General features: G+C 69.6%; 21 protein-coding genes. 8 read left to right on the top strand and 13 right to left on the bottom strand.

Annotated features, from left to right (window positions below):
* The first annotated feature begins 37 nt into the window (after positions 1-37).
* Both ASE44_RS15015 and ASE44_RS15010 read left to right on the top strand, forming a co-directional pair.
* Positions 38-871, top strand: coding sequence for a purine-nucleoside phosphorylase (locus ASE44_RS15015; protein WP_056781620.1), 834 nt, complete (start codon positions 38-40; stop codon positions 869-871).
* Entirely contained in the window at positions 868-2,568 is a 1,701-nt protein-coding gene (locus ASE44_RS15010) for a phospho-sugar mutase (protein WP_056012883.1), read from the top strand. The genes ASE44_RS15015 and ASE44_RS15010 overlap by 4 nt, the downstream gene beginning before the upstream one ends.
* 74 nt (positions 2,569-2,642) lie before the next feature.
* On the opposite strand, the gene ASE44_RS15005 is transcribed toward ASE44_RS15010, so the two are convergent.
* The 10 genes from ASE44_RS15005 to ASE44_RS14960 form a co-directional block, all read right to left on the bottom strand.
* Positions 2,643-2,915, bottom strand: coding sequence for a PTS sugar transporter subunit IIB (locus ASE44_RS15005; RefSeq protein ID WP_056012886.1), 273 nt, complete (start codon positions 2,913-2,915; stop codon positions 2,643-2,645).
* A complete protein-coding gene (locus tag ASE44_RS15000) occupies positions 2,912-3,379 on the bottom strand; it encodes a PTS sugar transporter subunit IIA (protein WP_056781619.1) in 468 nt (155 codons plus the stop codon). The genes ASE44_RS15005 and ASE44_RS15000 overlap by 4 nt, the downstream gene beginning before the upstream one ends.
* A 120-nt stretch (positions 3,380-3,499) precedes the next feature.
* On the bottom strand, positions 3,500-4,630 hold the full coding sequence (locus tag ASE44_RS14995) for an adenosine deaminase (RefSeq protein ID WP_056782009.1): 1,131 nt from the start codon (positions 4,628-4,630) through the stop codon (positions 3,500-3,502).
* 112 nt (positions 4,631-4,742) lie between these two features.
* Positions 4,743-6,035, bottom strand: a complete 1,293-nt coding sequence (locus ASE44_RS14990) for a thymidine phosphorylase (protein WP_056012892.1) — start codon at positions 6,033-6,035, stop codon at positions 4,743-4,745.
* Complete coding sequence (locus ASE44_RS14985; protein ID WP_056012895.1) at positions 6,032-6,451, bottom strand: cytidine deaminase; 420 nt, start codon at positions 6,449-6,451, stop codon at positions 6,032-6,034. The genes ASE44_RS14990 and ASE44_RS14985 overlap by 4 nt, the downstream gene beginning before the upstream one ends.
* Before the next feature lie 2 nt (positions 6,452-6,453).
* Positions 6,454-7,755: an ABC transporter permease gene (locus ASE44_RS14980; protein WP_056012898.1), complete on the bottom strand. Its 1,302-nt coding sequence runs from the start codon at positions 7,753-7,755 to the stop codon at positions 6,454-6,456.
* A complete protein-coding gene (locus tag ASE44_RS14975) occupies positions 7,752-9,038 on the bottom strand; it encodes an ABC transporter permease (protein ID WP_082456121.1) in 1,287 nt (428 codons plus the stop codon). The genes ASE44_RS14980 and ASE44_RS14975 overlap by 4 nt, the downstream gene beginning before the upstream one ends.
* Complete coding sequence (locus ASE44_RS14970; RefSeq protein WP_056012902.1) at positions 9,035-10,549, bottom strand: ABC transporter ATP-binding protein; 1,515 nt, start codon at positions 10,547-10,549, stop codon at positions 9,035-9,037. The genes ASE44_RS14975 and ASE44_RS14970 overlap by 4 nt, the downstream gene beginning before the upstream one ends.
* Before the next feature lie 138 nt (positions 10,550-10,687).
* Positions 10,688-11,794 (bottom strand): BMP family protein, encoded by a 1,107-nt coding sequence (locus ASE44_RS14965; RefSeq protein ID WP_056012905.1) that lies wholly within the window; start codon positions 11,792-11,794, stop codon positions 10,688-10,690.
* A 296-nt stretch (positions 11,795-12,090) separates the two neighbouring features.
* On the bottom strand, positions 12,091-13,794 hold the full coding sequence (locus tag ASE44_RS14960; RefSeq protein WP_082456120.1) for an ABC-F family ATP-binding cassette domain-containing protein: 1,704 nt from the start codon (positions 13,792-13,794) through the stop codon (positions 12,091-12,093).
* Positions 13,795-14,057: 263 nt separating this feature from the next.
* On the opposite strand from ASE44_RS14960, the gene ASE44_RS14955 reads away from it, so the two are divergent.
* A complete protein-coding gene (locus tag ASE44_RS14955) occupies positions 14,058-15,047 on the top strand; it encodes a hypothetical protein (protein ID WP_157580015.1) in 990 nt (329 codons plus the stop codon).
* A gap of 4 nt (positions 15,048-15,051) precedes the next feature.
* On the opposite strand, the gene ASE44_RS14950 is transcribed toward ASE44_RS14955, so the two are convergent.
* Both ASE44_RS14950 and ASE44_RS14945 read right to left on the bottom strand, forming a co-directional pair.
* The gene (locus tag ASE44_RS14950) at positions 15,052-15,540 is read right to left on the bottom strand and encodes a hypothetical protein (RefSeq protein ID WP_056781616.1); all 489 of its coding nucleotides are present in this window, start codon (positions 15,538-15,540) and stop codon (positions 15,052-15,054) included.
* Positions 15,541-15,553: 13 nt separating this feature from the next.
* The gene (locus tag ASE44_RS14945) at positions 15,554-16,669 is read right to left on the bottom strand and encodes a mannose-1-phosphate guanylyltransferase (RefSeq protein WP_056012915.1); all 1,116 of its coding nucleotides are present in this window, start codon (positions 16,667-16,669) and stop codon (positions 15,554-15,556) included.
* Positions 16,670-16,776: 107 nt separating this feature from the next.
* Between ASE44_RS14945 and corA the strand changes: the two genes are divergently transcribed.
* The 5 genes from corA (at position 16,777) to ASE44_RS14920 (ending at position 21,570) form a co-directional block, all read left to right on the top strand.
* Complete coding sequence (corA, locus tag ASE44_RS14940; RefSeq protein ID WP_056012918.1) at positions 16,777-17,901, top strand: magnesium/cobalt transporter CorA; 1,125 nt, start codon at positions 16,777-16,779, stop codon at positions 17,899-17,901.
* A gap of 195 nt (positions 17,902-18,096) precedes the next feature.
* Entirely contained in the window at positions 18,097-18,525 is a 429-nt protein-coding gene (gene sdhC, locus ASE44_RS14935; protein ID WP_255353633.1) for a succinate dehydrogenase, cytochrome b556 subunit, read from the top strand.
* On the top strand, positions 18,525-18,971 hold the full coding sequence (locus tag ASE44_RS14930) for a succinate dehydrogenase hydrophobic membrane anchor subunit (RefSeq protein ID WP_056012923.1): 447 nt from the start codon (positions 18,525-18,527) through the stop codon (positions 18,969-18,971). Before sdhC ends, ASE44_RS14930 begins: the two co-directional genes overlap by 1 nt.
* Before the next feature lie 26 nt (positions 18,972-18,997).
* Positions 18,998-20,800: a succinate dehydrogenase flavoprotein subunit gene (gene sdhA / locus ASE44_RS14925; protein ID WP_056012926.1), complete on the top strand. Its 1,803-nt coding sequence runs from the start codon at positions 18,998-19,000 to the stop codon at positions 20,798-20,800.
* Positions 20,801-20,802: 2 nt separating this feature from the next.
* A complete protein-coding gene (locus tag ASE44_RS14920; protein ID WP_056012929.1) occupies positions 20,803-21,570 on the top strand; it encodes a succinate dehydrogenase iron-sulfur subunit in 768 nt (255 codons plus the stop codon).
* A gap of 82 nt (positions 21,571-21,652) precedes the next feature.
* Here ASE44_RS14920 and ptsP read toward each other — a convergent pair whose 3' ends face one another.
* Entirely contained in the window at positions 21,653-23,311 is a 1,659-nt protein-coding gene (ptsP, locus tag ASE44_RS14915) for a phosphoenolpyruvate--protein phosphotransferase (RefSeq protein ID WP_056781614.1), read from the bottom strand.
* Between the last annotated feature and the right edge of the window lie 13 nt (positions 23,312-23,324).

The following is a 23,324-nucleotide window of genomic DNA, read 5'->3' as shown; positions in this document are numbered from 1 at the left end:
GTTGGGGTCCGGCCCCGCCCCTGTCTAGAGTGAGAGGATGTCCGAAACTGCTGCGAACCCGCTCGATCTGTCCGATGTCGATCCCTTCGAGATCGCCCGAGAAGCCGCGGGTCAGATCGCCGAGAAGACCGGCGTGGAGCGCCACGACATCGCGCTCACGCTCGGCAGCGGTTGGGGCAAGGCCGCCGACCTCATCGGTGAGACGACGGCGACGATCCCGGCCTCCGAGATCGTCGGCTTCTCGAAGCCCGCGCTCGAGGGCCACGTCGGCACCCTGCGCTCGGTCCTGCTGCCGAGCGGCAAGCGCGCCCTCGTGATCGGCGCCCGGACCCACTACTACGAGAACCACGGCGTGCGCCGCGTGGTGCACAGCGTCCGGACGGCAGCGGCCGCGGGTGCCGGCATCATGATCCTCACCAACGGCGCCGGCGGCATCAAGGACCACTGGACCCCCGGGACGCCGGTCCTCATCAGCGACCACATCAACCTCACCGCGGACTCGCCGCTCGAGGGCGCGACCTTCATCGACCTCACCGACCTGTACGCGAAGCGCCTGCGCGACCTCGCACACTCGGTCGCACCGGAGCTCGACGAGGGCGTCTACACGCAGTTCCGTGGGCCGCACTACGAGACCCCCGCCGAGGTGCAGATGGCGAAGGCGATCGGCGGCCACATCGTCGGCATGTCGACGGCGCTGGAAGCCATCGCCGCCCGTCAGGCCGGGATGGAGGTGCTCGGCATGTCCCTCATCACCAACCTGGCCGCCGGCATCCAGAAGACGCCGCTCAGCCACGCCGAGGTCATCGAGGCCGGCCAGACGGCCGAGCCGGTGATCAGCAGGCTCCTCGCGCAGATCGTCGCCGCCCTGTGAGCGCCTCGACGCTGCTCGCGACCGCGGAGGCCTGGCTCGCACAGGACCCCGACGACGAGACGAGGGCCGAACTGGCCGGACTCGTCGAGCGCGCCAGGGTCGCCGACGAGGTCGCGGTGGCAGAACTGCACGACCGCTTCGACAGCCGCCTGCAGTTCGGCACGGCCGGGCTGCGCGGCCGCATCGAAGCCGGTTCCAACCGCATGAACCGCGTGCTCGTCTCCCAGGCGGCGGCGGGCCTCGCCGCCTACCTCCTCGAGCAGGCCGGTGACGGGGTCACCCCGAGCATCGTCATCGGGTACGACGGCCGGAAGAACTCCGCGGTCTTCGCTCAGGACACCGCCGAGCTCATGACGGGCGCCGGCGTCCGCGCCATCCTGCTCCCCCGGCTGCTGCCGACCCCGGTCCTCGCCTTCGCCGTCCGGTTCTTCGACGCCTCGGCCGGGGTCATGGTCACGGCGAGCCACAACCCGCCGGCCGACAACGGCTACAAGGTGTACCTCGGCGGCGAGCACCAGGGCTCGCAGATCGTCTCCCCCGCCGACGCGGCCATCGCCGCACACATCGAGCACATCGCCACCACGGCGTCCGTCCAGGACTTGCCACGCGGCGACGCGTTCGAGGTCGCGGGCGAGGACGTCGTCGACGCCTACGTCGCGGCGACAGCCGGTGTGGCCCCGGCTCCGGCCGGCGACCAGCTCCGTGTCGTCTACACGGCGATGCACGGCGTCGGCTGGGAGACCACCGGTCGCGTCCTCGAGACCGCAGGGTATCCGGCACCGGAACTCGTCACCGAGCAGATCGAGCCGGACCCGACGTTCCGCACCGTGAGCTTCCCGAACCCTGAGGAGCCCGGCGCCCTCGACCTGTCGTTCGCGACGGCGCGAGCGACCGGTGCCGACCTCATCATCGCCAACGACCCCGATGCCGACCGCCTGGCGATCGCCATCCCGGACGCCACGGAGGCCTCCGGCTACCGACGACTCACCGGCAACGAGGTCGGCCTGCTCCTCGGGTGGCGCGCGGCGCAGCTCGCGAGTGCGGAACTCGACGGCGATGCGGCACCGGAGGGGACCCTCGCCTGCTCGATCGTCTCCTCCCCCGCGTTGCGGACGGTCGCCGAGGCCCACGGTCTCGCGTTCCGCGAGACGCTCACCGGGTTCAAGTGGATCTCCCGCACCCCCGGCATGCGCTTCGGATTCGAGGAGGCGCTCGGATACCTCGTGAACCCCGAGACGGTGCGCGACAAGGACGGCATCTCCGCCGCAGTGGCGTTCCTCGGACTCGCGACGTCGGCTGCGCAGGCGGGCGAGAGCGTCGCCGGTCTGCTCGACCGGTTCGCGGCGACCTTCGGCTCCTTCGGCAGCGATCAGATCTCCATCCGCTACGCGGAGCTCAGCCGCATCGGCGAGGTCATGGCGGCGCTCCGAGAGCTTCCGCCCACCCGGATCGCCGGGGCGGCGGTGACGCGGATCGACGATCTCGTCGACGGCTTCGAAGGCCTCCCGCCGAGCGACGTCCTCCGGCTGTGGCTCGACGACGGGACCCGGGTGATGATCCGCCCGAGCGGGACGGAACCGAAGCTCAAGGTGTACGTCGACGTGCAGTCGAGCGAGGGCGATGCGGGCGAACGGGCGGCGACGGTCGCGGCACGCCTGGTCGCGCTGCGCAGCGAACTGACCGAGCTCGTCGCCTAGCCCGTCGGCCGGATCAGAGGACCGGACGCGGTCCGCCGACGAACGGTCCGGCCGCCGAGCCGTTCGGCGTGCCCTCAGCCGAGGGCGCGCTCGAGCTTCTCGGTGAGTTCGGCGAGGTCGAAGTAGTTGTCGATCACGACGATGTCGGCGAAGGTCTTGCCGATGCGCTCGACGAGTTCGGGGGACGTCAGGATGACCTGGGCGTCGGCAGCCGTCGTCGACAGGCTCTCGATGTCGCCGGCGATCACGTCGGCCTCGAGGTCGAGTCGCTCCAGGGCACGTTCGGCGTTGAGTTTGAGGATCGCGGACGACCCCACTCCGGAACCACAGATCGCGACGATCTTCACGCGGGACCTCCGTGGCCGAGCAGCTCGGCACGGAACACGGCCCGCACCTCGTCCGCGTCGGCGGCGGCCGCCAGCCGTGGGATCGCCGTCGGGTCGTTGAAGACGTTGGCGATCTCCGCCACCCAGCCGACGTGCGACTCCGCCGTGGTGACCGCGAGGCCGAGGACCACCGAGACCGGGTCGTTGTGCGGGTGCCCGAACCGGACCGGCTCCGCGAGCGTCGCGACGACGAGGGAGTCCTGGTGGACGTCGGCCCCGGGGCGCGCGTGGGCGAGTGCGAGGCCGGGGGCGATGACGACGTAGGCGCCGAACTCCTCCACCACGTCGATCATGCGCTGCGTGTACGCCGCGTCCGTCGCGCCGGTCTGCGTGAGCAGTGCACCGGCCGCGCGGATCGCCTCTCGCCAGTCCGCCGCATCGACGCGGAGGGCGATTGTTGCTTCGGAGAGATCTGGGAGTGGCATCGCTTCAATCAGAGGATCGGTCGACCCGTGCGGGTCGGGACAAGCGTATCGCTCCGAGGCTGGAAGCCCGCCGCGCGTGTGCCGCTCGAGTGGTCGTCCGAGTGGCACACGCGCCGAGGATCAGTCCTCGTCGTCGTCGAGGAATTCGTCGAACGCCTCCGAGATGCGGTCCGCCAGGGCCTCGCGGACCTCCAACGGCTGGAACGAGGCGGCGGCCGCGTTCAGCTGGAAGGTCTCGAGGTCCGTGAGGTCGTAGTCGAACACCTCCGTGAGCAGCGTGAGCTCCTTGGTGAGGCTCGTGTCGCTCATCGTCCGGTTGTCGACGTTCACCGTGACGGCGAAGTCGAGCTGGTAGAGCAGGTCGAACGGGTGGTCCTCGAGGTCGTCGCCCCAGGCCGCGATCGCGCCGGTCTGGAGGTTCGACTGCGGGCTCAGCTCGAGCGGGATCCGGCGGTCGCGGACCCACTCCGCGACCGGGCCGAGCGTGGCGTACAAGGACTCGGCGTCGTCGCGCTCGATGAAGATGTCCTCCGCGATGCGGACGCCGTGACCGAGGCGGAGCGCACGGCCGTCGAGCAGGGCGCTGCGGATCGACTCGACGCCGTCCGCCTCGCCGGCGTGCACGGTGACCGGGAACAGCTCACGGGCGAGGTAGTCGAAGGCCAGCCGGTGCTTGCTGGCCGGGAACCCGGCCTCGGCGCCGGCGATGTCGAAGCCCGCCACCCCGCGTTCGCGATGCCGGACGGCGAGTTCCGCGATCTCGAGGGCGCGGTCGGCGTGGCGCATGGCCGTGATGAGCTGCCCGATCTGGATGTCCGCACCCGTGTGGGCGGCGTCCTTGATGCCGAGCTCGATGCCCTCCTGGACGGCCTCCACGACCGCGTCGAGGCTCAGCCCGCGGGTGAGGTGCTGCTCGGGGGCCCACCGCACCTCGCCGTAGATGACGCCGTCGGCCGCGAGGTCCTGGACGAACTCGCGCGCGACGCGGACGAGCCCCTCCTCGGTCTGCATGACCGCGGTGGTGAGGTCGAAGGTCTTCAGGTACTCGACGAGCGAGCCGGCGTTGCACTGGGTGTAGAACCAGTCGGCGAGGCCGTCCGCGTCGGACACGGGGACGTCGACGCCCACCGCCTCCGCGAGTTCGATGATGGTCGCGGGGCGCACGCCGCCGTCGAGGTGGTCGTGGAGCGAGATCTTGGGCAGCGCGCTGACGTCGACGCCGGAGAGGGGGGATTCATCTGCAGAGGTCACGGGGTTCACTGTACCGCGCACGCGCGTCCGGCGACATGGCGTCCGCCGGCCCGCTCCGACCCGCCACCCGCGAGGAGCGGGAACGGGCTGACGGAGCGGACCGGAGGACGGGTCAGGCCTCGATGCGCGCCCGGACGATGGGCCCGCGCGGTGCCGCCGAGTCGGCGATCGAATACGCGCCCTCGAGCGCCTCGAGCGCCCGCGGGAACCGGGCGCCGTCGTCCGCGCTCAGGGTGAACAGCGGCTGTCCGGCTCGGACCTCGTCACCTGGCTTGGCGTGCAGGTCGATGCCCGCAGCGTGGACGACCGGATCCTGCTGGCGTGCCCGACCGGCGCCGAGACGCCAGGCGGCGATGCCGAAGGGCAGGGCCTCCTGCGTCGCCAGGACGCCGTCGCGGGAGGCGGTGACGACGTGGGTCTCCTTGGCGACCGGCAGTGGTGCATCCGGGTCGCCGTCCTGCGCGCGGATCATCCGCTTCCACACGTCCATCGCCCGGCCGTCCGCCAGCGCACCCTCGACGTCGGCGTCCGGCTGTCCGGCGAGGGTCAGCATCTCCCGCGCGAGTGCGACGGTCAGTTCCACGACGTCGGCCGGGCCCCCACCGGCGAGCACCTCGACGGACTCCCGGACCTCGTTGGCGTTGCCGATCGCGAGACCGAGCGGGACGTTCATGTCCGTCAGGAGCGCGGTCGTCGCGACGCCCGCGTCCGTGCCGAGCGCCACCATCGTGCGCGCCAGTTCCTCAGCACGCTCGTACTCCTGCATGAACGCACCCGAGCCGAACTTCACGTCGAGGACGAGGGCCCCCGTGCCTTCGGCGATCTTCTTGGACATGATGCTCGAGGCGATGAGCGGGATGGCCTCGACGGTGCCGGTGGTGTCGCGGAGCGCGTACAGGCGCTTGTCGGCCGGTGCGAGCCCGGAGCCGGCGGCGCAGATGACCGCGCCGACCTCGGTCAGCTGCCGCATCATCTCGTCGTTGGTGAGGGCCGCGCGCCAGCCGGGGATGCTCTCGAGCTTATCGAGCGTTCCGCCGGTGTGCCCGAGGCCGCGACCGGACAACTGTGGCACCGCGACGCCGAACACGGCGACCAGCGGCGCGAGCGGCAGGGTGATCTTGTCGCCGACGCCGCCCGTCGAGTGCTTGTCCGAGGTCGGCTTGTCGAGCTCGGCGAAGCTCATGCGCTCGCCGCTCGCGATCATCGCCATCGTGAGGTCGCGGATCTCGCGGCGTTCCATCCCGTTCAGGAGGATCGCCATCGCGAGCGCCGACATCTGCTCGTCGGCGACGTAGCCGCGGGTGAACGCGTCGATCAACCAGTCGATCTGCGGCGTCGTCAGCTCACCCCGGTCGCGCTTCGTGCGGATGAGGTCGACGACGTCGAAGGCTTCTACGGGACTCATGCGTGGTACTCCTCGAGTTGGCGAGGTCCGAAGGCGTCCGGGAGGACCTCGTCGATGGTACGGATGCCGGAGACGGTGTCGAGCAGCATGCCCGCCGTCGAGTGCTCGTACAGCAACTGGCGGCAGCGTCCGCACGGCATGAGGCGCTCGCCCTTGCCGTCGACGCAGGCGAAGGCGACGAGGCGTCCGCCGCCCGTCATGTGCAGTGCGGACACGAGGGCGCACTCGGCGCACAGCGTCAGCCCGTAGCTGGCGTTCTCGACGTTGCAGCCGGAGATGATCCGGCCGTCGTCGACGAGTGCCGCCGCGCCCACCGGGAAGCGACTGTAGGGCACGTAGGCGTGGCCCATCGCCTCGCGGGCGGCGCCGTGGAGGGCCTCCCAGTCGATCTCGGGACCGGTCGATGTGTCGCTCACGGTCATCCCTTCACGTAGGGTTTGCCGGCCGCGGCCGGACCCCGGGAGACGCCGACGAGGCCCGCCACCGCGAAGATCGTCACGACGTACGGCAGCATCAGCATGAACGCGCTCGGCACCGGCGAACCGATGGCGCTCAACGCGAACTGCAGGTTCTGCGTGAAGCCGAACAGCAGCGCCGCGAGCGTCGCCTTCAGCGGGTCCCATCGCCCGAAGATGACCGCCGCGAGCGCGATGTAGCCCGCACCGGCCGTCATCTCCTTGTTGAACGCACCGACCGAGCCGAGCGTGAAGTACGCGCCGCCGAGACCGACGATCGCGCCGGCGAGGGCCACGTTCCAGAAGCGTGTCCGGTTCACGTTGATGCCGACGGTGTCGGCCGCCTGCGGGTGCTCACCGACCGCGCGGAGGCGGAGACCCCAGCGGGTGGAGAAGAGGCAGTAGAAGACCACGGCGACGGCGATGTACATCAGGTAGATGATGATCGTCTGCCGGAACAGCACCGGCCCGATGAGCGGGATCTCGCTGAGGATCGGGATGTTGATGCGCGGGAACTTCGGCGGGCTGTTGAAGAGCGCCTCGTTCTTCGTGAGCACCTGTGCGTACAGGAAGCTCGTGAGCCCCACGACGAGGACGTTCAGGACGACACCCACGATGACCTGGTCGACGAGGTACTTGATCGAGAACGCCGCGAGCAGGAAGCTCACGAGCATGCCGGCGATCATCGCCGCGACCAGACCGAGCACCGCGTTGCCCGTCACCGACGCCACGAAGGCGGACGAGAACGCTCCGGCGAGGAGCTGCCCTTCGATCGCGATGTTGACGACGCCGACGCGCTCGGAGATGACGCCGCCGAGCGCTCCGAAGATGAGCGGGACGCTCAGCGCGACCGTGCCGAGCAGCAGCCCCGTGATCGGGATGGCCTTGCCCGCGGCGGCCCAGGACAGGAACCCGACCATGAAGAGCACCCCGAACACGGTGATGAGCCAGAGCGGGATGCGCTTGCCGGTCGTGACGAGGTAGGCGCTCAGCGCCGTGATCGCCGCGAGGAGGATCGTGACGACGATGCCCGTGACGGTGGACGGCAGCACCACCGTCGGCAGCTGGATGACGTCACCCTCGCTGGAGAGGCGGAAGGTGCTGTTGCCGTCCCGGTGCCAGATGACGAAGAGCAGGAACGCGATGACGGTGAAGATCCCGAAGGCGATCGGAGCCTTCCAGCTCCGGACCACGACCGTCTCGAGGACGATCGGGGCGTCGGGAGCGGGCTGGGGCTGCTGCTTGTCGAGCGTGAACGCACTCATGCGGACACCTCCTTCTTGGTGGCGCGACGCGTGCGGCGCGCCGATCCGTCCGGCTTCGGCAGGAAGAAGATCGCGCGGACGAGCGGCGGGGCCGCGATGAACAGCACGATGAGGGCCTGGAGGACCAGGACGATGTCGATCGGCACGTTGACGCCCTGCGTCGCCTGCATGGAGTACCCGCCGGCCTTCAGTGCGCCGAACAGGATGCCGGCGATGAGGATGCCGCCCGGCCGACTCCGACCGAGGAGGGCGACCGTGATCGCGTCGAAGCCGATGCCCGCGTCGATCCCGTTGTCGAAGCCGGAGGTCACCGTCCCGAGCACCTGCGAGACCCCGGCGAGGCCGATGAGCCCACCGGAGAGGAGCATGGCGTACACGTAGGTGTTCTTGACGTCGATCCCGGCGACGCGCGCGGCGTTCGGGTTCTCCCCCACCGCCCGGAAGCGGAACCCGATGGAGGACCGGCTGAAGAGCCACCACACGAACACGACCGCGATGATCGCGATGAGGAATCCGGCGTGGAGGTTGTAGCGGTCGCCCAGGAGCTTCGGCAGGACGGCGTTCTCCGCCATCCCCGCGCTCTTCGGCACGTTCGATCCGGGAGCCTGCAGGAGCCCCTGGGTGGAGAGCATGAACGTGATCAGGTAGAACGCGACGTAGTTGAGCATGATCGTGATGATCACCTCGTGCGCGCCCGTCCTGGCCTTCAGGACACCGACGATGCCACCCCAGAACGCACCGCCGACGATGCCGGCTGCGACGGCGACGAGCAGGTGCACGACCGGCGGGAGGTCGAGGGTGAACCCGACCCAGCCGGCGCAGGCGGCGGCGATGAGCATCTGTCCGCGGCCGCCGATGTTGAACATCCCGACGCGGAACGCGAGCCCGACACCGAGACCCGCGAGGATCAGCGGCGTCGCGAAGGTGAGGGTCTCGGTCAGCGGACGGATGCCGTTCAGGAAGTCGGGCCGGCGGAAGTTGTAGATGGACCCCTGGAAGAGGGCTCCGTAGGCGCCGGTCGCCGACTGCCAGACCGCGGCGATCGTGTCGCCCGGACGGGCGAGGAAGTACCCGGCGGCCGCGTGGACCTTCGGGTCGGTCAGGGCGATGAGGACGGCACCGGCGACCATCGCCAGCACCACCGCGAGGATGGAGATGACGATGCTCGAGTTGAGGATCTCGGCCAGCACCTTGTTCGAGCGCGGCTGCGTCGTGTCGGGCTTCGCCTCGCCGGGAGCCACCGGCTGGACCGTTCCGGGCGGGGTGTGGGACGTGTCGCTCATGCTGCTGCTCCTGCCGGGAGTTCGCCGGCCATCATGAGGCCGAGGACCTCTCTGGGGGTCGAGGCCGGGACGATCCCGACGATGCCGCCGCGGTACATGACGGCGATGCGGTCGGCGAGCGCGACGACCTCGTCGAGCTCGGTCGACACGACGATGACGGGGATGCCCGCGTCGCGCGTCGCGACGATGCGCTTGTGCACGAACTCGATCGACCCGACGTCGATGCCGCGGGTGGGCTGGGCGGCGACGAAGAGCCGCAGGTCACGGCTGAGTTCGCGCGCCAGCACGACCTTCTGCTGGTTGCCGCCCGACAGCGAGCCGGCGGGCGACTCGATGCCCTGGGAGCGGACGTCGAACTCCTGCGACTTCTCGCGGGCGAAGTCGTCGCGGAAGCCGCGCTGCACGGTGCCGGCCTTCACGAAGGGCGCACCCGTCGAGCGGTCGAGCATGAGGTTCTCGGCGATCGTGAACTGCTTGACGAGCCCGTCCTCCGAGCGGTCCTCCGGCACGAACCCGACGCCGGCGTCGAGCACCTTCCGCGGGGTGGAACCGACGAGTTCGACGCCGTCGAGCTTGATGCTGCCCTTCGTGTGGGGCTGCAGACCGAGGATCGCCTCGGTGAGCTCGGTCTGACCGTTGCCCTGCACGCCGGCGATGGCGAGCACCTCACCCTCGTGCACGTCGAAACTGACGGCGTTCACGACGAGCTGACCCAGGTGGTCGACGACCGAGAGGTCTTGCACGCGGAACGTGGCCTCGCCGAGCTTCGGCGCCTCCTTGTGGACGGTGAGCTCGACCGGACGGCCGACCATGAGCGAAGCGAGCTCGGCGTTCGTCGCCGTGGGCGAGGCCTCACCGACGACCTTCCCGAGACGGATGACGGTGATGCGGTCGGCGACCTCGCGGACCTCGCGCAGCTTGTGGGTGATGAAGACGATCGACGTCCCCTCGCTCTTCAGCTGCTTCATGATCGCCATGAGCTCGTCGGTCTCCTGCGGCGTGAGCACCGCGGTGGGCTCGTCGAAGACGAGGACGTTGGCGTTGCGGGAGAGCGCCTTGACGATCTCCACCCGCTGCTGCACGCCGACGGGGAGGTCGCCGACGAGGGCGTCCGGGTCGAGGCTGAAGCCGAACCGCTCGGAGATGTCGGTCACGAGCTTGCGGGCCGCTGCGACGTCGAGGCGACCACCGCCCTTGGTCTGCTCGTGGCCGAGCATCACGTTCTCGGCGACGGTGAAGACGGGGATGAGCATGAAGTGCTGGTGGACCATGCCGATGCCTGCGGCCATGGCGTCGCCCGGGCCTTGGAAGTGCTGGACGACGTCGTCCAGGAGGATCTCGCCCTCGTCGGCCTGGTAGAGGCCGTACAGGACGTTCATGAGGGTGGACTTGCCTGCGCCGTTCTCACCGAGGAGGCAGTGGATCTCCCCCGGTTCGACGGTGAGGTCGATGTGGTCGTTGGCGGTGAGGGCGCCGAACCGTTTGGTGATGCCGCGGAGCTGGAGCTTCATGGGTCCCAATCTAGTCACGTGTCGGGTGTCGGCACAGACGGTCGGGATCGCCGTCGACCATGCCGCGAACAGACCGGGGGGAGGCCGCGATTCGCGACCTCCCCCCGGAGTTCCGGGCGTCTGCCCGGGGAAGAGGGACTACTTGACGGGCGAGGAGACCGAGGTCGCCTTGATGGAACCGTCGATGATGCCGGCCTTGATCGTGTCGAGCTCGTCGGCCAGGGTCGGGGAGACCTTGGACTCGAAGTCGTGGAACGGCGCGATGCCGACGCCCTCGTTCTCGAGGGTGCCGATGTAGGCTGCCGCGTCGAACTTGCCGCCGCCGGCCTCGGTCACGGTGTCGGCGACGCCGGCCTTCATGCCCTTGAGGATGGAGGTGAGGAAGAGGCCCTTGTTCTCGGCGTTCGTCTCGTAGAGGTCGGCGTCGACACCGACCATCGCGATGTCCTTGCCGGTCTCCTGGATCTCGGCGATGGCGCTGAGGAAGATCGGGCCACCGACGGGCAGGAGCACGTCAGCGTTCTGGTCGATCAGCGTGCGGGCGAGCTGCTTGGCGGTGTCGTTGGCCTCGAAGCCACCGGTGAACGAGCCGGTCTGAGCGGCGACGTCCCATCCGACGACCTGGACGCTCTTGCCCTTCTGCTCGTTGTAGTACGCGACGCCCTCGGCGAAGCCGTCCATGAAGATCTGGACGGACGGGAAGGGCTGTCCACCGAAGGTGCCGACGACGCCGGTCTTCGAGTAGTCGGCCGCCGCGTAGCCGGCGAGGAACGCCGCCTGCACGGTGTCGAAGAGGATCGGCTTGATGTTCGGAGCGTCGACCTTACCGTCGAAGTCGTTGTCGGCCGCGTCGTCGATGATCGCGTAGTCGACGTCGGGGTTGGCGAGCGCCGCCTCGACCGTGTCGGCGGAGAGGGCGAAGCCGACGCTGACGATGAGCGAGCAGCCCTGGTCCGCGAGGCTCTGGAGGTTCGGCTTGTAGTCGTCGGCCTTGTCGGACTGGACGGTGATGGGCTCGACGCCGAGCTCCTTCGCCGCCTCGGTCAGACCCTCGTAGCCGAGCTGGTTGAACGACTTGTCGGTGAAGCCACCGGCGTCGGAGACCATGCAGGGAAGGAAGTCGGATGCGGCACCCGTCGCGTCGCCGCCACCGGTGCTGGGAGCCGATGCGCAGCCGGCGAGCAGTGCCATGAGACCGACGCCGGCGATTGCGCCCGCAGCGGCCTTCCGAGTTGTGATTGCCAAGGTAGCCTCCAAGATGCAGCCCCGCGGGTCACGGGGCGTATGGGGTTACGTTACCCAATGTGACGACGCCCGGATGGACGATCCCGGCTTCGCGACCGAAGCGTTACAGAACGGTGGTGTCGGCGTCATCCGCCGGAAACACGGGGCTGCGCAGACGCGCACCGTGGCCGGTCTCCGCTGCGCAGGTGAGCAGGCCGAACCACCTGTCAGCTCGGCTTGCGCTGCGGGTGCTCGCGGTTCCGAGCCGGGCACCGAGGGCGTTTCGGTGCGCGGCTCGGAACCGACCGCATTCGCGCTCACCGGCGGTGGAGCGCGAGCGTCTCGCCGTCCCACCTCCGACGCAACCACCGGTCGTGGCTCGCGATGACGACCGCGCCGGGGTACGTCCCGAGCGCCTCCTCGAGGTCGGTCGCCAGCGTGAGCGACAGGTGGTTCGTCGGCTCGTCCAGGAGGAAGAGGTGCGGCGGTCTGGCGATGATGAGCGCCAGCGCGAGTCGGCGTTGCTGCCCGACCGAGAGCACCCCGACCGGACGGTCGAGGTCGCGCGGCGAGAGCAGGCCGAGACCCGCGAGCGGGGTGCGCGCGGCTCGCGACTCCCCGAGGGTGCGCTCGTAGACCTCCCGAGGGGATCGTCCTGCTGCAGCGAACACGACGTCCTGCTCGAGCAGCCCCACCCGCAACCCCCTCCGCCGGAGGAGCGTCCCCGAGTCGAGGCGGAGCGAGCCGGCGAGCGCCGACAGGAGCGTCGACTTCCCTGAACCGTTCGCCCCCGTGACGAGCAACCGCGTCCGGGGCGCGATCCGCAGACGGTCGAGGTGCAGCCGGCCGTCGATGCGGGCGTCGGCGAGGTCGAGTAGCTGCTCACCCTCGTCGAGCACCGTCGAACCGCTCGGGATCCCCGCGAACGAGAGCGGGCGAGGCGGACGTCGTACCTGTTCGCGCTCCAGGGTCTCGAGCCGGAGCTGCGCGTTCCGCACCCGCCGACTGATCTGTTGTTCGACCCGGTCGCCGCGCATACCGAACGCCATCCGGTTGTTGTCCCGGATGCCTCGGTCGTGGTTGATCCGCGGCGCCGTGTCGTGCACGGCAGACGCGAGTCGACCGAGCTCCGCCTGTTCCTCCGTATAGCGCGCCGCCCACCGTTCGAGTTCCGCCGCCTTCCACCCCAGGTACTCGCTGAAGGGACCGCCGAACACCACGACGGGCGAGGCCTCGCCGACCGGGACCGGCCGGGACGGATCGATGTCGACGAGCCCCGTCGCCACCTCGTCGAGGAAGGCACGGTCGTGGCTGGCGAACAGCACGGGACCGGGCCAGGTCGACAGTTGGCCGCGGAGGAAGGCGACCGCCTCGTCGTCCAGGTGGTTGGTCGGCTCGTCGAGCAGCAGGGCGGTCGGTCTCGCGACCAGGAGCGCGGCGAGGGCGAAGCGGGAACGCTGCCCGCCGCTCACCTCGCCGAGGCGCCGCGACCGCTCGATTCCAGCGAGTCCGAGGCCGGCGACGACCGCGTCCAACCGGGCGTCCGCCGACCACACGTCGGCTCGTTCCGCCGCGTCGAGCGCGGCGGCGTACCGGCGATCGGCAGCGTCGGCGGACGCCCCGGTCCCGCCGAGCGCCGCTGCAGAGGTCTCGAGCTCCTCCTCGACCGCCCTGACGTCGCGCAGCGCCAGCTCGAGCAGCTCGCCGACGGAGGTCTCCTCCGACAGTTCCAACTCCTGCATGAGGATGCCGGTGCGCACCGGTCGGACGGCCTCGCCGTCGTCCGGCTCGTCGAGCCCGGCGAGGATCCGCAACAGGGTCGACTTGCCTGCGCCGTTCTCGCCGATGAGGCCGAGGCGCTCGCCTGCCGGGACGACGAGGTCGACGTCGCGCAGGACGACACGGTCACCGTAGGCGCGGGTGACACCGTCCGCGCGCAGCTGCTGGATGTCGATGGAACGACCGAACGTCTGGGCCGAACCGGAGACGACGGATGATGCGTGGGTGATGGGTGCTCGCATGGAGGCCCCTTTCGAGATGGGGCACACCTCGCGCGATCGTCGTCCGAAGCGTCGGCAGCGAGCGCAGGGCTCGAACAGACGGCGGGACGTGAAGCGACTGGCGTACCTCGATGGATTCCCGCCGGACACATCACGGACGTGATGCTCGGGCCGCAGGCGCGGGACGTCGATTCGCTCAGTTCTTCACAGTGCGACCAGGCTATCCGGCGTGTGTCGACGCTCGCAAGCCCTCCGCGTCACCCGCCCCGATTAGGCTGGTGATCATGCGTGCTCCGTCGATCCCTTCGCTCGTGCGGCGTCGATCGGCGCGTCGATCGATCGTGACGGCGTTGGTCGCGGCGGTAGGCGTCTCCGCGCTCCTGTTCGGCGGAGTCCCCGGCTCGAGCGCCGCAGCGGCCACGCGCGATCAGGCGGCGGCCACGGCGACGCCCACCCCGACGCCGAAGCCGACCGGCAGCACCCCGGCGACGCCCAAGCCGACGGCCAAGCCTTCGACCCCGGCCCCTGCAGCGCCGGCACCGCCCACGGTCCGCGGCACGGATTTCGATCCCGGCGAGATCATCAGCGACGAGAACTTCTACGACGCCAACGCGATGAGCGAGGCGGACGTCCAGGCGTTCTTCGCCTCCCAGCCCTGCACGCCGAAGGACGGCGTACCGTGCCTGGCGGACTTCCGCGACAGCACGGAGTCGGTCCCGGCCGCCGAACCCGGCCACTGCGAGGCCTACCGGGGCGCTGTCAACGAATCGGCCGCCCGGATCGTCACCAAGGTCGCGCACGCGTGCGGGATCAACCCGAAGGTGCTGCTCGTCCTCATGCAGAAGGAGCAGTCGCTCATCACCGGACCGAGCGAGTACGGCTACGCCCGGGCGATGGGCTGGGGCTGCCCCGACACCGGGCCGAACTTCAGCGCCAGTTGCGACGCCGACTACTTCGGCTTCCAGAACCAGGTCTACCGGTCCGCGTGGCAGTTCCGGCAGTACACGCTCTACCCGCTGAACGTGCCGGGCGAGTCATACCAGCGCGCGTACCACCTCGGGTCGGTGTACATCCAGTACAGCCCTGACGCCGCGTGCGGGGGCACCCAGGTGGACATCCGCAACCAGGCCACGGCGAACCTGTACCTCTACACCCCGTACCAGCCGAACGCCGCGGCGCTCGCCAACGTGTCCGGCACGGGCGACGCCTGCAGCGCCTACGGCAACCGCAACTTCTGGCGGCTCTACACCGAGTGGTTCGGCCCGGCCGTCTGACGCCTCACTCCCCGATGAGGAGCGAGACCCGGTCGTCGAGGTAGGCGTCGAGCGGCGTGAGACCGAGGTCGTGACCGGCCCAGCGGAGCATGACCGTGTCGTCGACGATGGAGAGCGGGCCGGAGCCCGCCCGGAGCGACGCCTCGTCCAGCGCCAGTTCGACGACCTCGAAGTTCACGACATCCCCCTCGGCGAACGGGCCACGGTGCGCCGCCTGCTGGGCGATCCGCCGGTGCTCGACCTCGGAGGATCGGTGGTTGAACCACTTCGGCTCGACGGCGCGCGTGGACTCCGCAGCGGTGAAGAGACGGCCGTCGACGGACACGAGCACCACGCCGAGGCGCCACGCCCGGCCGATGGGCCGGAGCGCGGGCGCCCGCTTGACCAGTGGGATCCCGCGCGGCGTGTAGACCTCCGCGAGCGCCTCGTCGTGAACCCCTGACGCCTGCAGACGCGCCGCCGCCTGCACCAGCAGCTCGTGCAGCGCGGTCACCGTCGGCGGCCGATCAGAGGACGTCGTCGCGGCCGGACAGCTTGAGGGCGTCGACGACGCTCTTCACCCGCTGCGCGTTCGCGCTCGTGGTGACGAGCAGGGCGTCCGGGGTGTCGACGACGACGATGTCCTGCACGCCGATGAGGCTGATGACCCGGCCGGTCTGACTGACCACGATGCCGCTGGAGGCGTCGGACAGCACCCGTGCGTTCTCGCCGAGGATGGCGAGGTCGGACTTGCGTCCACCCGAGTTGAGCTTCGCGAGCGAGGCGAAGTCCCCCACGTCGTCCCAGTCGAAGTGCGCCGGCACGACGGCCATGCGACCGGCGGCCGCAGCGGGCTCGGCCACCGAGTAGTCGATCGCGATCTTCTCGAGGGCCGGCCAGACGCGGTCGACGACCGGACCGCGCGCTGCGGCGTCGTCCCAGACCTCGGCGAGTTCGAGGAGTCCCGCGAGGAGCTCCGGCTTCTGCCGACCGATCTCCTCGAGCAGGACGTCGGCGCGCGAGATGAACATGCCGGCGTTCCAGAGGTGTTCGCCGCTCGAGACGTAGCGCTTCGCCGTGGCGAGGTCGGGCTTCTCGACGAAGGAGTCGACGAGCATGACGCCCTCCGCCCCGCGGATGCCCAGATCGTGAGCGCTCTTGATGTAGCCGAAGCCGATCGCCGGCTCGGTCGGCTGGATGCCGATCGTGACGATGTACCGCTCCTCGGCGGCGGTGACCGCCTGGGCCACCGCGGCCCGGAACAGCCGATCGCCGCGGATGACGTGGTCGGCGGCGAAGGAACCGACGATGACGTCGGGCTCGCGGCGCACGAGGATCGCCGCGGCGAGGCCGATCGCCGCCGTGGAGTCACGCGGTTCGCTCTCGAGGACGACGTTCGCGTCGGCGAGGTCGGGCAGCTGCTGTTCGACGGCCGCCCGGTGCGCGCGTCCCGTGACGACCATGATGCGCTGGTCGCCGGCGATGGGGGCGAGGCGGTCCCAGGTGGCGCGGAGCAGCGTGCTGCCGGACCCGGTGAGGTCGTGGAGGAACTTGGGTGCGTCGGCGCGAGAGAGCGGCCAGAGCCGGCTGCCGATGCCGCCGGCCGGGATCACCGCGTAGAAGCGTTCGAGGGGCGTGGTCATCGCCCCAGCGTACCGGCAGGGTCCCGCCGTGCGACGACGGCACGAAACCGTCATCTGACGGGTTTACGATGAGCGCCAGTTCGAGCACGAGAAAGATCGGTACGCGCATGGCTGGACGCAACGTCCTCGGGATCCCGATCCCGTCCTTCGGCAGCAAGCAGACTCCCCCACCGCCCGTCGGCCCGCCCGACCCCGCCGACCTCGACGGCCGGAACAGCATCGTCAACGCCTGCATCTACCGTCACGGCTCCCGCAGCTCCACCCTCACGTCCTTGGAGGACACCTTCCGGGCACTCCACGAGACGCCGGAGGGTGTCGCGTGGATCGGGCTCTACCGACCCGACGCAGGCGAGCTCGGCATCCTGGCGGCGGAGTTCGGGCTCCACCCGCTCGCCGTCGAGGACGCGATCACGGCCCATCAGCGGCCGAAGATCGAGCGGTACGACGACGTCCTCTTCGTCGTCCTCCGAGCCGCCAACTACATCGACGAGACCGAGTCCGTCGAGTTCGGCGAGTTGCACGTCTTCGTCGGGCCGAACTTCGTGATCACCCTCCGGCACGCGGAGTCCCCCGACCTCTCACACGTGCGCGCCCGCATGGAGCAGGAGCATGAGCTCCTCGCCTACGGACCGCAGGCGATCCTCTACGCCATCATCGACGCCGTCGTGGACGGGTACGGCCCGGTCGTGGCCGGACTCTCCAACGACATCGACGAGATCGAGGAGCAGGTGTTCGTCGGCGAGTCGCAGGTGTCGCGACGCATCTACCAACTCTCCCGGGAGGTCATCGCCTTCGAACGCGCCACCCACCCGCTGAGCGACGTCATGCAGTCGCTCGAGCAGGGCAGTGCGAAGTACGGCGTCGCCGACGAGCTGCAGCGCGGTCTCCGCGACGTCGCCGACCACCTGACGAGCGTGAACCAGCGCATCGACGCCTACCGAGAGCTCCTCCGCGACATCCTGACCGTCAACAGCACGCTCGTCGGACAGCGCCAGAACGAGGAGATGGCCAAGATGACGGAGGCGAGCCTCAAGCAGGGGGACGAGGTGAAGAAGATCTCCTCCTGGGCGGCCATCCTCTTCGGCCCGAGCCTCATCGCGGGCATCTACGGCATGAACTTCACCCACATGCCCGAGCTGTCGTGGTGGTTCGGATACCCGATGGCGCTCGCGCTCATGGCCACGACCAGCGTGATCCTCTACAAGGTCTTCAAACGACGGAACTGGTTGTGAACGGCAGCCGTCCATCGGGTGTCGAGCGGGTGACGCGACTCTCTCGTCATCGAGACAGTTAGGCCAGCCTTAGCGGCGGAACGACGCGTCTCGCGCCTACACTTGGGGTCAGCGCGCCGATTCGACGCACGGCAGGCAACAACCCCCGCACGGCAGAACGATCTGCCGCAGATAGCGAATATCAGGGAGGACCTCGTGACCGCGAGTCTCACGCGAACGTCACCGTTGGAATCCACGACATCCAAACGCCCGGCCGGCACCCTGTATCGGGGCCGTGAAGGCATGTGGTCGTGGGTGCTCCACCGGATCACCGGCGTCGCCATCTTCTTCTTCCTCCTCGTGCACGTCCTCGACACCGCGCTGGTGCGGGTCTCGCCTGAGGCGTACAACGCCGTCATCGGCACGTACAAGAACCCGATCATGGGCCTCGGCGAAGTCGCCCTGGTCGCTGCGATCACGTACCACGCGTACAACGGCATCCGGATCATCCTCATCGACTTCTGGTCGAAGGGCACGAGATTCCAGCGCCCGATGTTCTGGATCGTCATCGGCCTCTGGGTCGTCACGATGCTGGGCTTCACGCCGCGCCACCTGATCAACGTGTTCAGCGAGATGGGCCACTGATGACGACGATCGCCGCTCCCCGCACCCCCGCACGTCCCGCGCGCCGCAAGGGCGTCAACTGGGAGAAGTGGGGCTGGATCTACATGCGCGTCTCCGGCGTGATCCTCCTGGTCCTCATCTTCGGACACCTGTTCGTCAACCTCATGGTCGGCGACGGCATCAAGGCCATCGACTTCGCGTTCGTCGGCGGCAAGCTGTCGAACCCGTTCTGGCAGTGGTGGGACGTCGCCATGCTGTGGCTGGCGCTCATCCACGGCGGCAACGGCATGCGCACGATCGTGAACGACTACGCGACGGGCCGCACGATCCGCGGCGTGCTCAAGGTCGCGATCCTCGCCGCCGTCAGCATCCTCATCATCCTCGGGACCCTGGTCGTCTTCACCTTCGACCCGTGCCCCGCCGGCGCACCGGCAGACCTGCTCGCGTCGTTCTGCCCCGCCAACTGAGCAACCGAGACCGAGCAACGGAAACCGTGACTACAGAAACCACCGAGTCCACCGTCATCGACGGCATCCACTACCACCAGTTCGACATCGTGATCGTGGGTGCCGGCGGTGCTGGCATGCGCGCAGCGATCGAGGCCGGTCCAGGGGCGAAGACCGCGGTCATCTCCAAGCTGTACCCGACGCGTTCCCACACGGGTGCCGCGCAGGGCGGCATGGCGGCGGCGTTGGCCAACGTCGAGGAGGACAGCTGGGAGTGGCACACCTTCGACACGATCAAGGGTGGCGACTACCTCGTCGACCAGGACGCCGCTGAGATCCTCGCGAAGGAGGCCATCGACGCGGTCATCGACCTCGAGAACATGGGCCTGCCCTTCAACCGCACGCCGGAGGGCAAGATCGACCAGCGCCGCTTCGGCGGGCACACGCGCGACCACGGCAAGGCTCCGGTCCGCCGTGCCTGTTACGCGGCCGACCGCACCGGCCACATGATCCTGCAGACGCTGTTCCAGAACTGCGTCAAGCTCGGCATCAACTTCTTCAACGAGTACTACGCGCTCGACCTCATCATGACCAACGTCGACGGCGTCGACAAGCCGTCCGGCATCGTCGCGTACGAGCTCTCCACCGGCGAGATCCACGTCTTCCAGGCGAAGGCGATCATCTTCGCGACCGGCGGCTTCGGCAAGATCTACAAGACGACCTCGAACGCGCACACCCTCACGGGCGACGGCGTCGGGATCATCTGGCGCAAGGGCCTCCCGCTCGAGGACATGGAGTTCTTCCAGTTCCACCCCACCGGCCTGGCCGGTCTCGGCATCCTCCTCACCGAGGGTGCCCGAGGCGAGGGTGCGATCCTCCGCAACGCGAGCGGCGAACGCTTCATGGAGCGCTACGCCCCCACCATCAAGGACCTCGCACCCCGCGACATCGTCGCGCGATGCATGGTCCAGGAGGTCGCGGAGGGCCGCGGCGCCGGGCCCAACAAGGACTACGTCTACCTCGACTGCACGCACCTCGGTGCCGAGGTCCTCGAGACCAAGCTCCCCGACATCACCGAGTTCGCCCGCACCTACCTCGGTGTCGACCCGGTGACCGAGCCGGTGCCGGTCATGCCGACCGCGCACTACGCGATGGGCGGCATCCCGACGAACGTCAAGGCCGAGGTGCTGAGCGACAACAACACCGTCGTCCCCGGCCTGTACGCCGCCGGCGAGTGCGCCTGCGTGTCCGTCCACGGCTCCAACCGCCTCGGCACGAACTCGCTGCTCGACATCAACGTGTTCGGGAAGCGCGCCGGCAACAACGCGGTCGAGTACGTCCAGAACATCGACTTCACCCCGCTGCCCGAGAACCCGGCCGGCTTCGTCGCCGGTCTCGTCGAGCAGATGCGGAACTCCAACGGCACCGAGCGGATCTCGACGATCCGCAAGGAGCTCCAGGAGGAGATGGACCGCAACGCGCAGGTGTTCCGCACCGACGAGTCGCTCGCCGGGGTCACCGCGACCATCCACAACCTGCGCGAGCGGTACCAGAACATCGCCGTCCAGGACAAGGGCAAGCGGTTCAACACCGACCTCCTCGAGGCGATCGAGCTCGGCTTCCTGCTCGACCTCGCCGAGGTCGTCGTGTACTCCGCGCGGAACCGCAAGGAGAGTCGCGGCGGCCACATGCGCGACGACTTCCCGAAGCGCGACGACGAGAACTACATGCAGCACACGATGGCGTACCTGTCGGGCGACCCGCACTCGTCCGACGCCGCCGACCACATCCGGCTCGACTGGAAGCCCGTGGTCATCACGCGGTACCAGCCGATGGAGAGGAAGTACTAGCGATGAGCACTGCAACGCTCGAGAACCCGCCGGCCGCGGCCCCCGAGGAGATCCAGTCCTTCACGGTCACCCTGATCATCCGTCGGTTCGACCCGGACGTGGACGCCGAGCCGCGCTGGGAGGACTTCGACGTCGAGATGTTCCCGACGGACCGGATCCTGGACGCGCTGCACAAGATCAAGTGGGAGCAGGACGGCACGCTCACCTTTCGGCGTTCGTGCGCCCACGGCATCTGCGGCTCCGACGCCATGCGGATCAACGGCCGCAACCGACTCGCCTGCAAGACGCTGATCAAGGACCTCGACATCTCGAAGCCGATCTACGTCGAGGCGATCAAGGGACTGCCGCTCGAGAAGGACCTCGTCGTCGACATGGACCCCTTCTTCGCGTCGTTCCGCGAGGTGCAGCCGTTCCTCATCCCGGGCAAGCCCGCGGAGAAGAACAAGGAGCGGGTGCAGTCGGTCGCCGAGCGTGCCCGGTTCGACGACACCACCAAGTGCATCCTCTGCGCCGCCTGCACCTCGTCGTGCCCGGTGTTCTGGACCGACGGCCAGTACTTCGGCCCGGCGGCGATCGTCAACGCGCACCGCTTCATCTTCGACTCGCGCGACGACGCCTCGCAGGTGCGCCTCGACATCCTCAACGACCAGGAGGGGGTGTGGCGTTGCCGCACCACCTTCAACTGCACCGAGGCCTGCCCTCGTGGCATCCAGGTGACCCAGGCGATCGCCGAGGTCAAGCAGGCCATGATCTCGGGCAAGGTCTCCTAGCCCGCACCCCGTTCGTCCGTCCGGCCCAGCGCATCGCGCTGGGCCGGACGTGTTCGTGCATGGCGACGTGTCGTCGAGCGAGTCAGGCCAGCGCAGCGGCTCTGGCTTCGGCCGGTGACGCGGCGCTCAACGCGTCCACGGCCATGGCGCGTGCGGCCTCGAGCGTGTAGCGCCGCAGCTCGGTGCGCACCTCGCCGAGCGCTGCAGGCGCGACCGACAGGCTCGTCGCCCCCAGCCCGACGAGCACGACCGCGAGCAGGGGGTCCGCAGCGGCCTCGCCGCACACCCCGATGGAGCGCCCCGAGGCGAGTCCGGCGTCGCCGACGAGTTTGACGAGACGCAGCACCGCCGGATGCCACGGGTCCTGGTACGAGCCGAGTGGTGCGGACAGGCGGTCGGCCGCGAGCGTGTACTGCGTGAGGTCGTTGGTCCCGATGCTCACGAAGTCGGCGACGCCGAGGATCTGCGCCGCCAGCAGCGCGCTCGACGGGACCTCGATCATCACCCCGACCGTCCGCAGCCCGAGACGCTTCGCGAGCGTGACGAACGCGGCCGCCTCGGGAAGGTCGGCCACCATCGGCGCCATCACCCAGAGCTCCGCATCCGAGGCGTCCTGCGCGAGGGCGAGCGCCGTCAACTGATCGCGGAGCACCCCCTCGCGGGCGCGCAGGGCCCGCAGCCCTCGGACGCCGAGCGCCGGGTTCGGTTCGACGCCGTCCGGGCCGAGGAAGGCGAGCGGTTTGTCGGCACCGGCGTCGAAGACCCGCACGATCACGCGCCTGCCGGGGAACGCGGCGAGCAGTTCGCCGTACCGCTGCGCCTGCTCGGCGACGCCCGGCGCCTCGGAACGGTCGAGGAAGAGGAGTTCGGTGCGGAACAGCCCGACCCCTTCGGCGCCGAGGGCCAGCGCACCGGCCGCCGCGTCGACCGAGCCGAGGTTCGCGAGCAGCGGCACCGGTGTCCCGTCGGCGAGTTCCCCAGGTGACCGCGGCGAGACGCGCACCCGCGCCGCCGCGGTGGACCTGGCCGACCGCACCTCACGCGTGGTCGGCGAGCCGGTGACGACGCCCGCTCCGGCGTCGACGAGGACGATCTCACCATCCTCGAACTGTTCCGCCCCGGCGACGCCCACCACGGCGATGAGGGACTGCTCCCGCGCCAGGATGGCCGTGTGCGAGGTGGCCGATCCACCACTGGTGACGAGCGCGAGGACCAGGTCGAGGTCGAGGAGCGCGGCATCGGCCGGCGCGAGGTCCGCCGCGACGAGGACGAACGGCTCGTCCGAGTCCGGCGGGCCGGGGACGGGGCGACCGAGCAGCCGCGCGATGACGCGCTGCGACACGTCTCCGACATCGGTCGCCCGTGCGGCCATCGGCTCACCGAGGTTGAAGAGGACCTGCTGCACGGTCGCCAAGGCCTCGAAGACCGCACGTTCGGCCGTCCGCCCGGCGGCGATCCGGGCCGCCACCTCCTCGGCGAGCGCCGGGTCGTCGGCCATGACCGCCTGCGCCTCGAGCACGTCCTGGGCGTGGCCCCCGGCTCGACGGGCTCTCGCCTCGAGGTCGGCCCGCGTGTCGATCAGCGCTCGTGCCGCCCTGGCCTGTTCCTGCGCGACATCGCCGCGGAAGGGATCGGCGGACGGCTCGGCGAGTGGCTCCGGCATACGGAGCACCGGTCCGGCGACGACGCCGCGTCCGACTCCGGTCCCGGTGAAGGTGCGTCGCCCCTCCGCCTCGCGCATGGTTCGACCCTAG

The sequence above is a fragment of the Plantibacter sp. Leaf1 genome (genome assembly GCF_001421315.1).
Classification (GTDB): domain Bacteria; phylum Actinomycetota; class Actinomycetes; order Actinomycetales; family Microbacteriaceae; genus Plantibacter.
The sequence above is the reverse complement of the archived record's forward strand: the minus strand, read 5'-3'. Positions and strand labels throughout refer to the sequence as shown.

Coding starts and splice junctions, on each gene's coding strand:
- ASE44_RS15015 (WP_056781620.1), top strand. CDS start 38: ATGTCCGAAACTGCTGCGAACCCGCTCGATCTGTCCGATGTCGATCCC.
- ASE44_RS14955 (WP_157580015.1), top strand. CDS start 14,058: ATGCGTGCTCCGTCGATCCCTTCGCTCGTGCGGCGTCGATCGGCGCGT.
- ASE44_RS14990 (WP_056012892.1), bottom strand. CDS start 6,035: ATGAGTCCCGTAGAAGCCTTCGACGTCGTCGACCTCATCCGCACGAAG.
- ASE44_RS14970 (WP_056012902.1), bottom strand. CDS start 10,549: ATGAAGCTCCAGCTCCGCGGCATCACCAAACGGTTCGGCGCCCTCACC.
- ASE44_RS14920 (WP_056012929.1), top strand. CDS start 20,803: ATGAGCACTGCAACGCTCGAGAACCCGCCGGCCGCGGCCCCCGAGGAG.
- corA (WP_056012918.1), top strand. CDS start 16,777: ATGGCTGGACGCAACGTCCTCGGGATCCCGATCCCGTCCTTCGGCAGC.
- ASE44_RS14975 (WP_082456121.1), bottom strand. CDS start 9,038: ATGAGCGACACGTCCCACACCCCGCCCGGAACGGTCCAGCCGGTGGCT.
- ASE44_RS14930 (WP_056012923.1), top strand. CDS start 18,525: ATGACGACGATCGCCGCTCCCCGCACCCCCGCACGTCCCGCGCGCCGC.
- ASE44_RS14980 (WP_056012898.1), bottom strand. CDS start 7,755: ATGAGTGCGTTCACGCTCGACAAGCAGCAGCCCCAGCCCGCTCCCGAC.
- ASE44_RS15000 (WP_056781619.1), bottom strand. CDS start 3,379: ATGCCACTCCCAGATCTCTCCGAAGCAACAATCGCCCTCCGCGTCGAT.
- ptsP (WP_056781614.1), bottom strand. CDS start 23,311: ATGCGCGAGGCGGAGGGGCGACGCACCTTCACCGGGACCGGAGTCGGA.
- ASE44_RS14960 (WP_082456120.1), bottom strand. CDS start 13,794: ATGCGAGCACCCATCACCCACGCATCATCCGTCGTCTCCGGTTCGGCC.
- ASE44_RS14945 (WP_056012915.1), bottom strand. CDS start 16,669: ATGACCACGCCCCTCGAACGCTTCTACGCGGTGATCCCGGCCGGCGGC.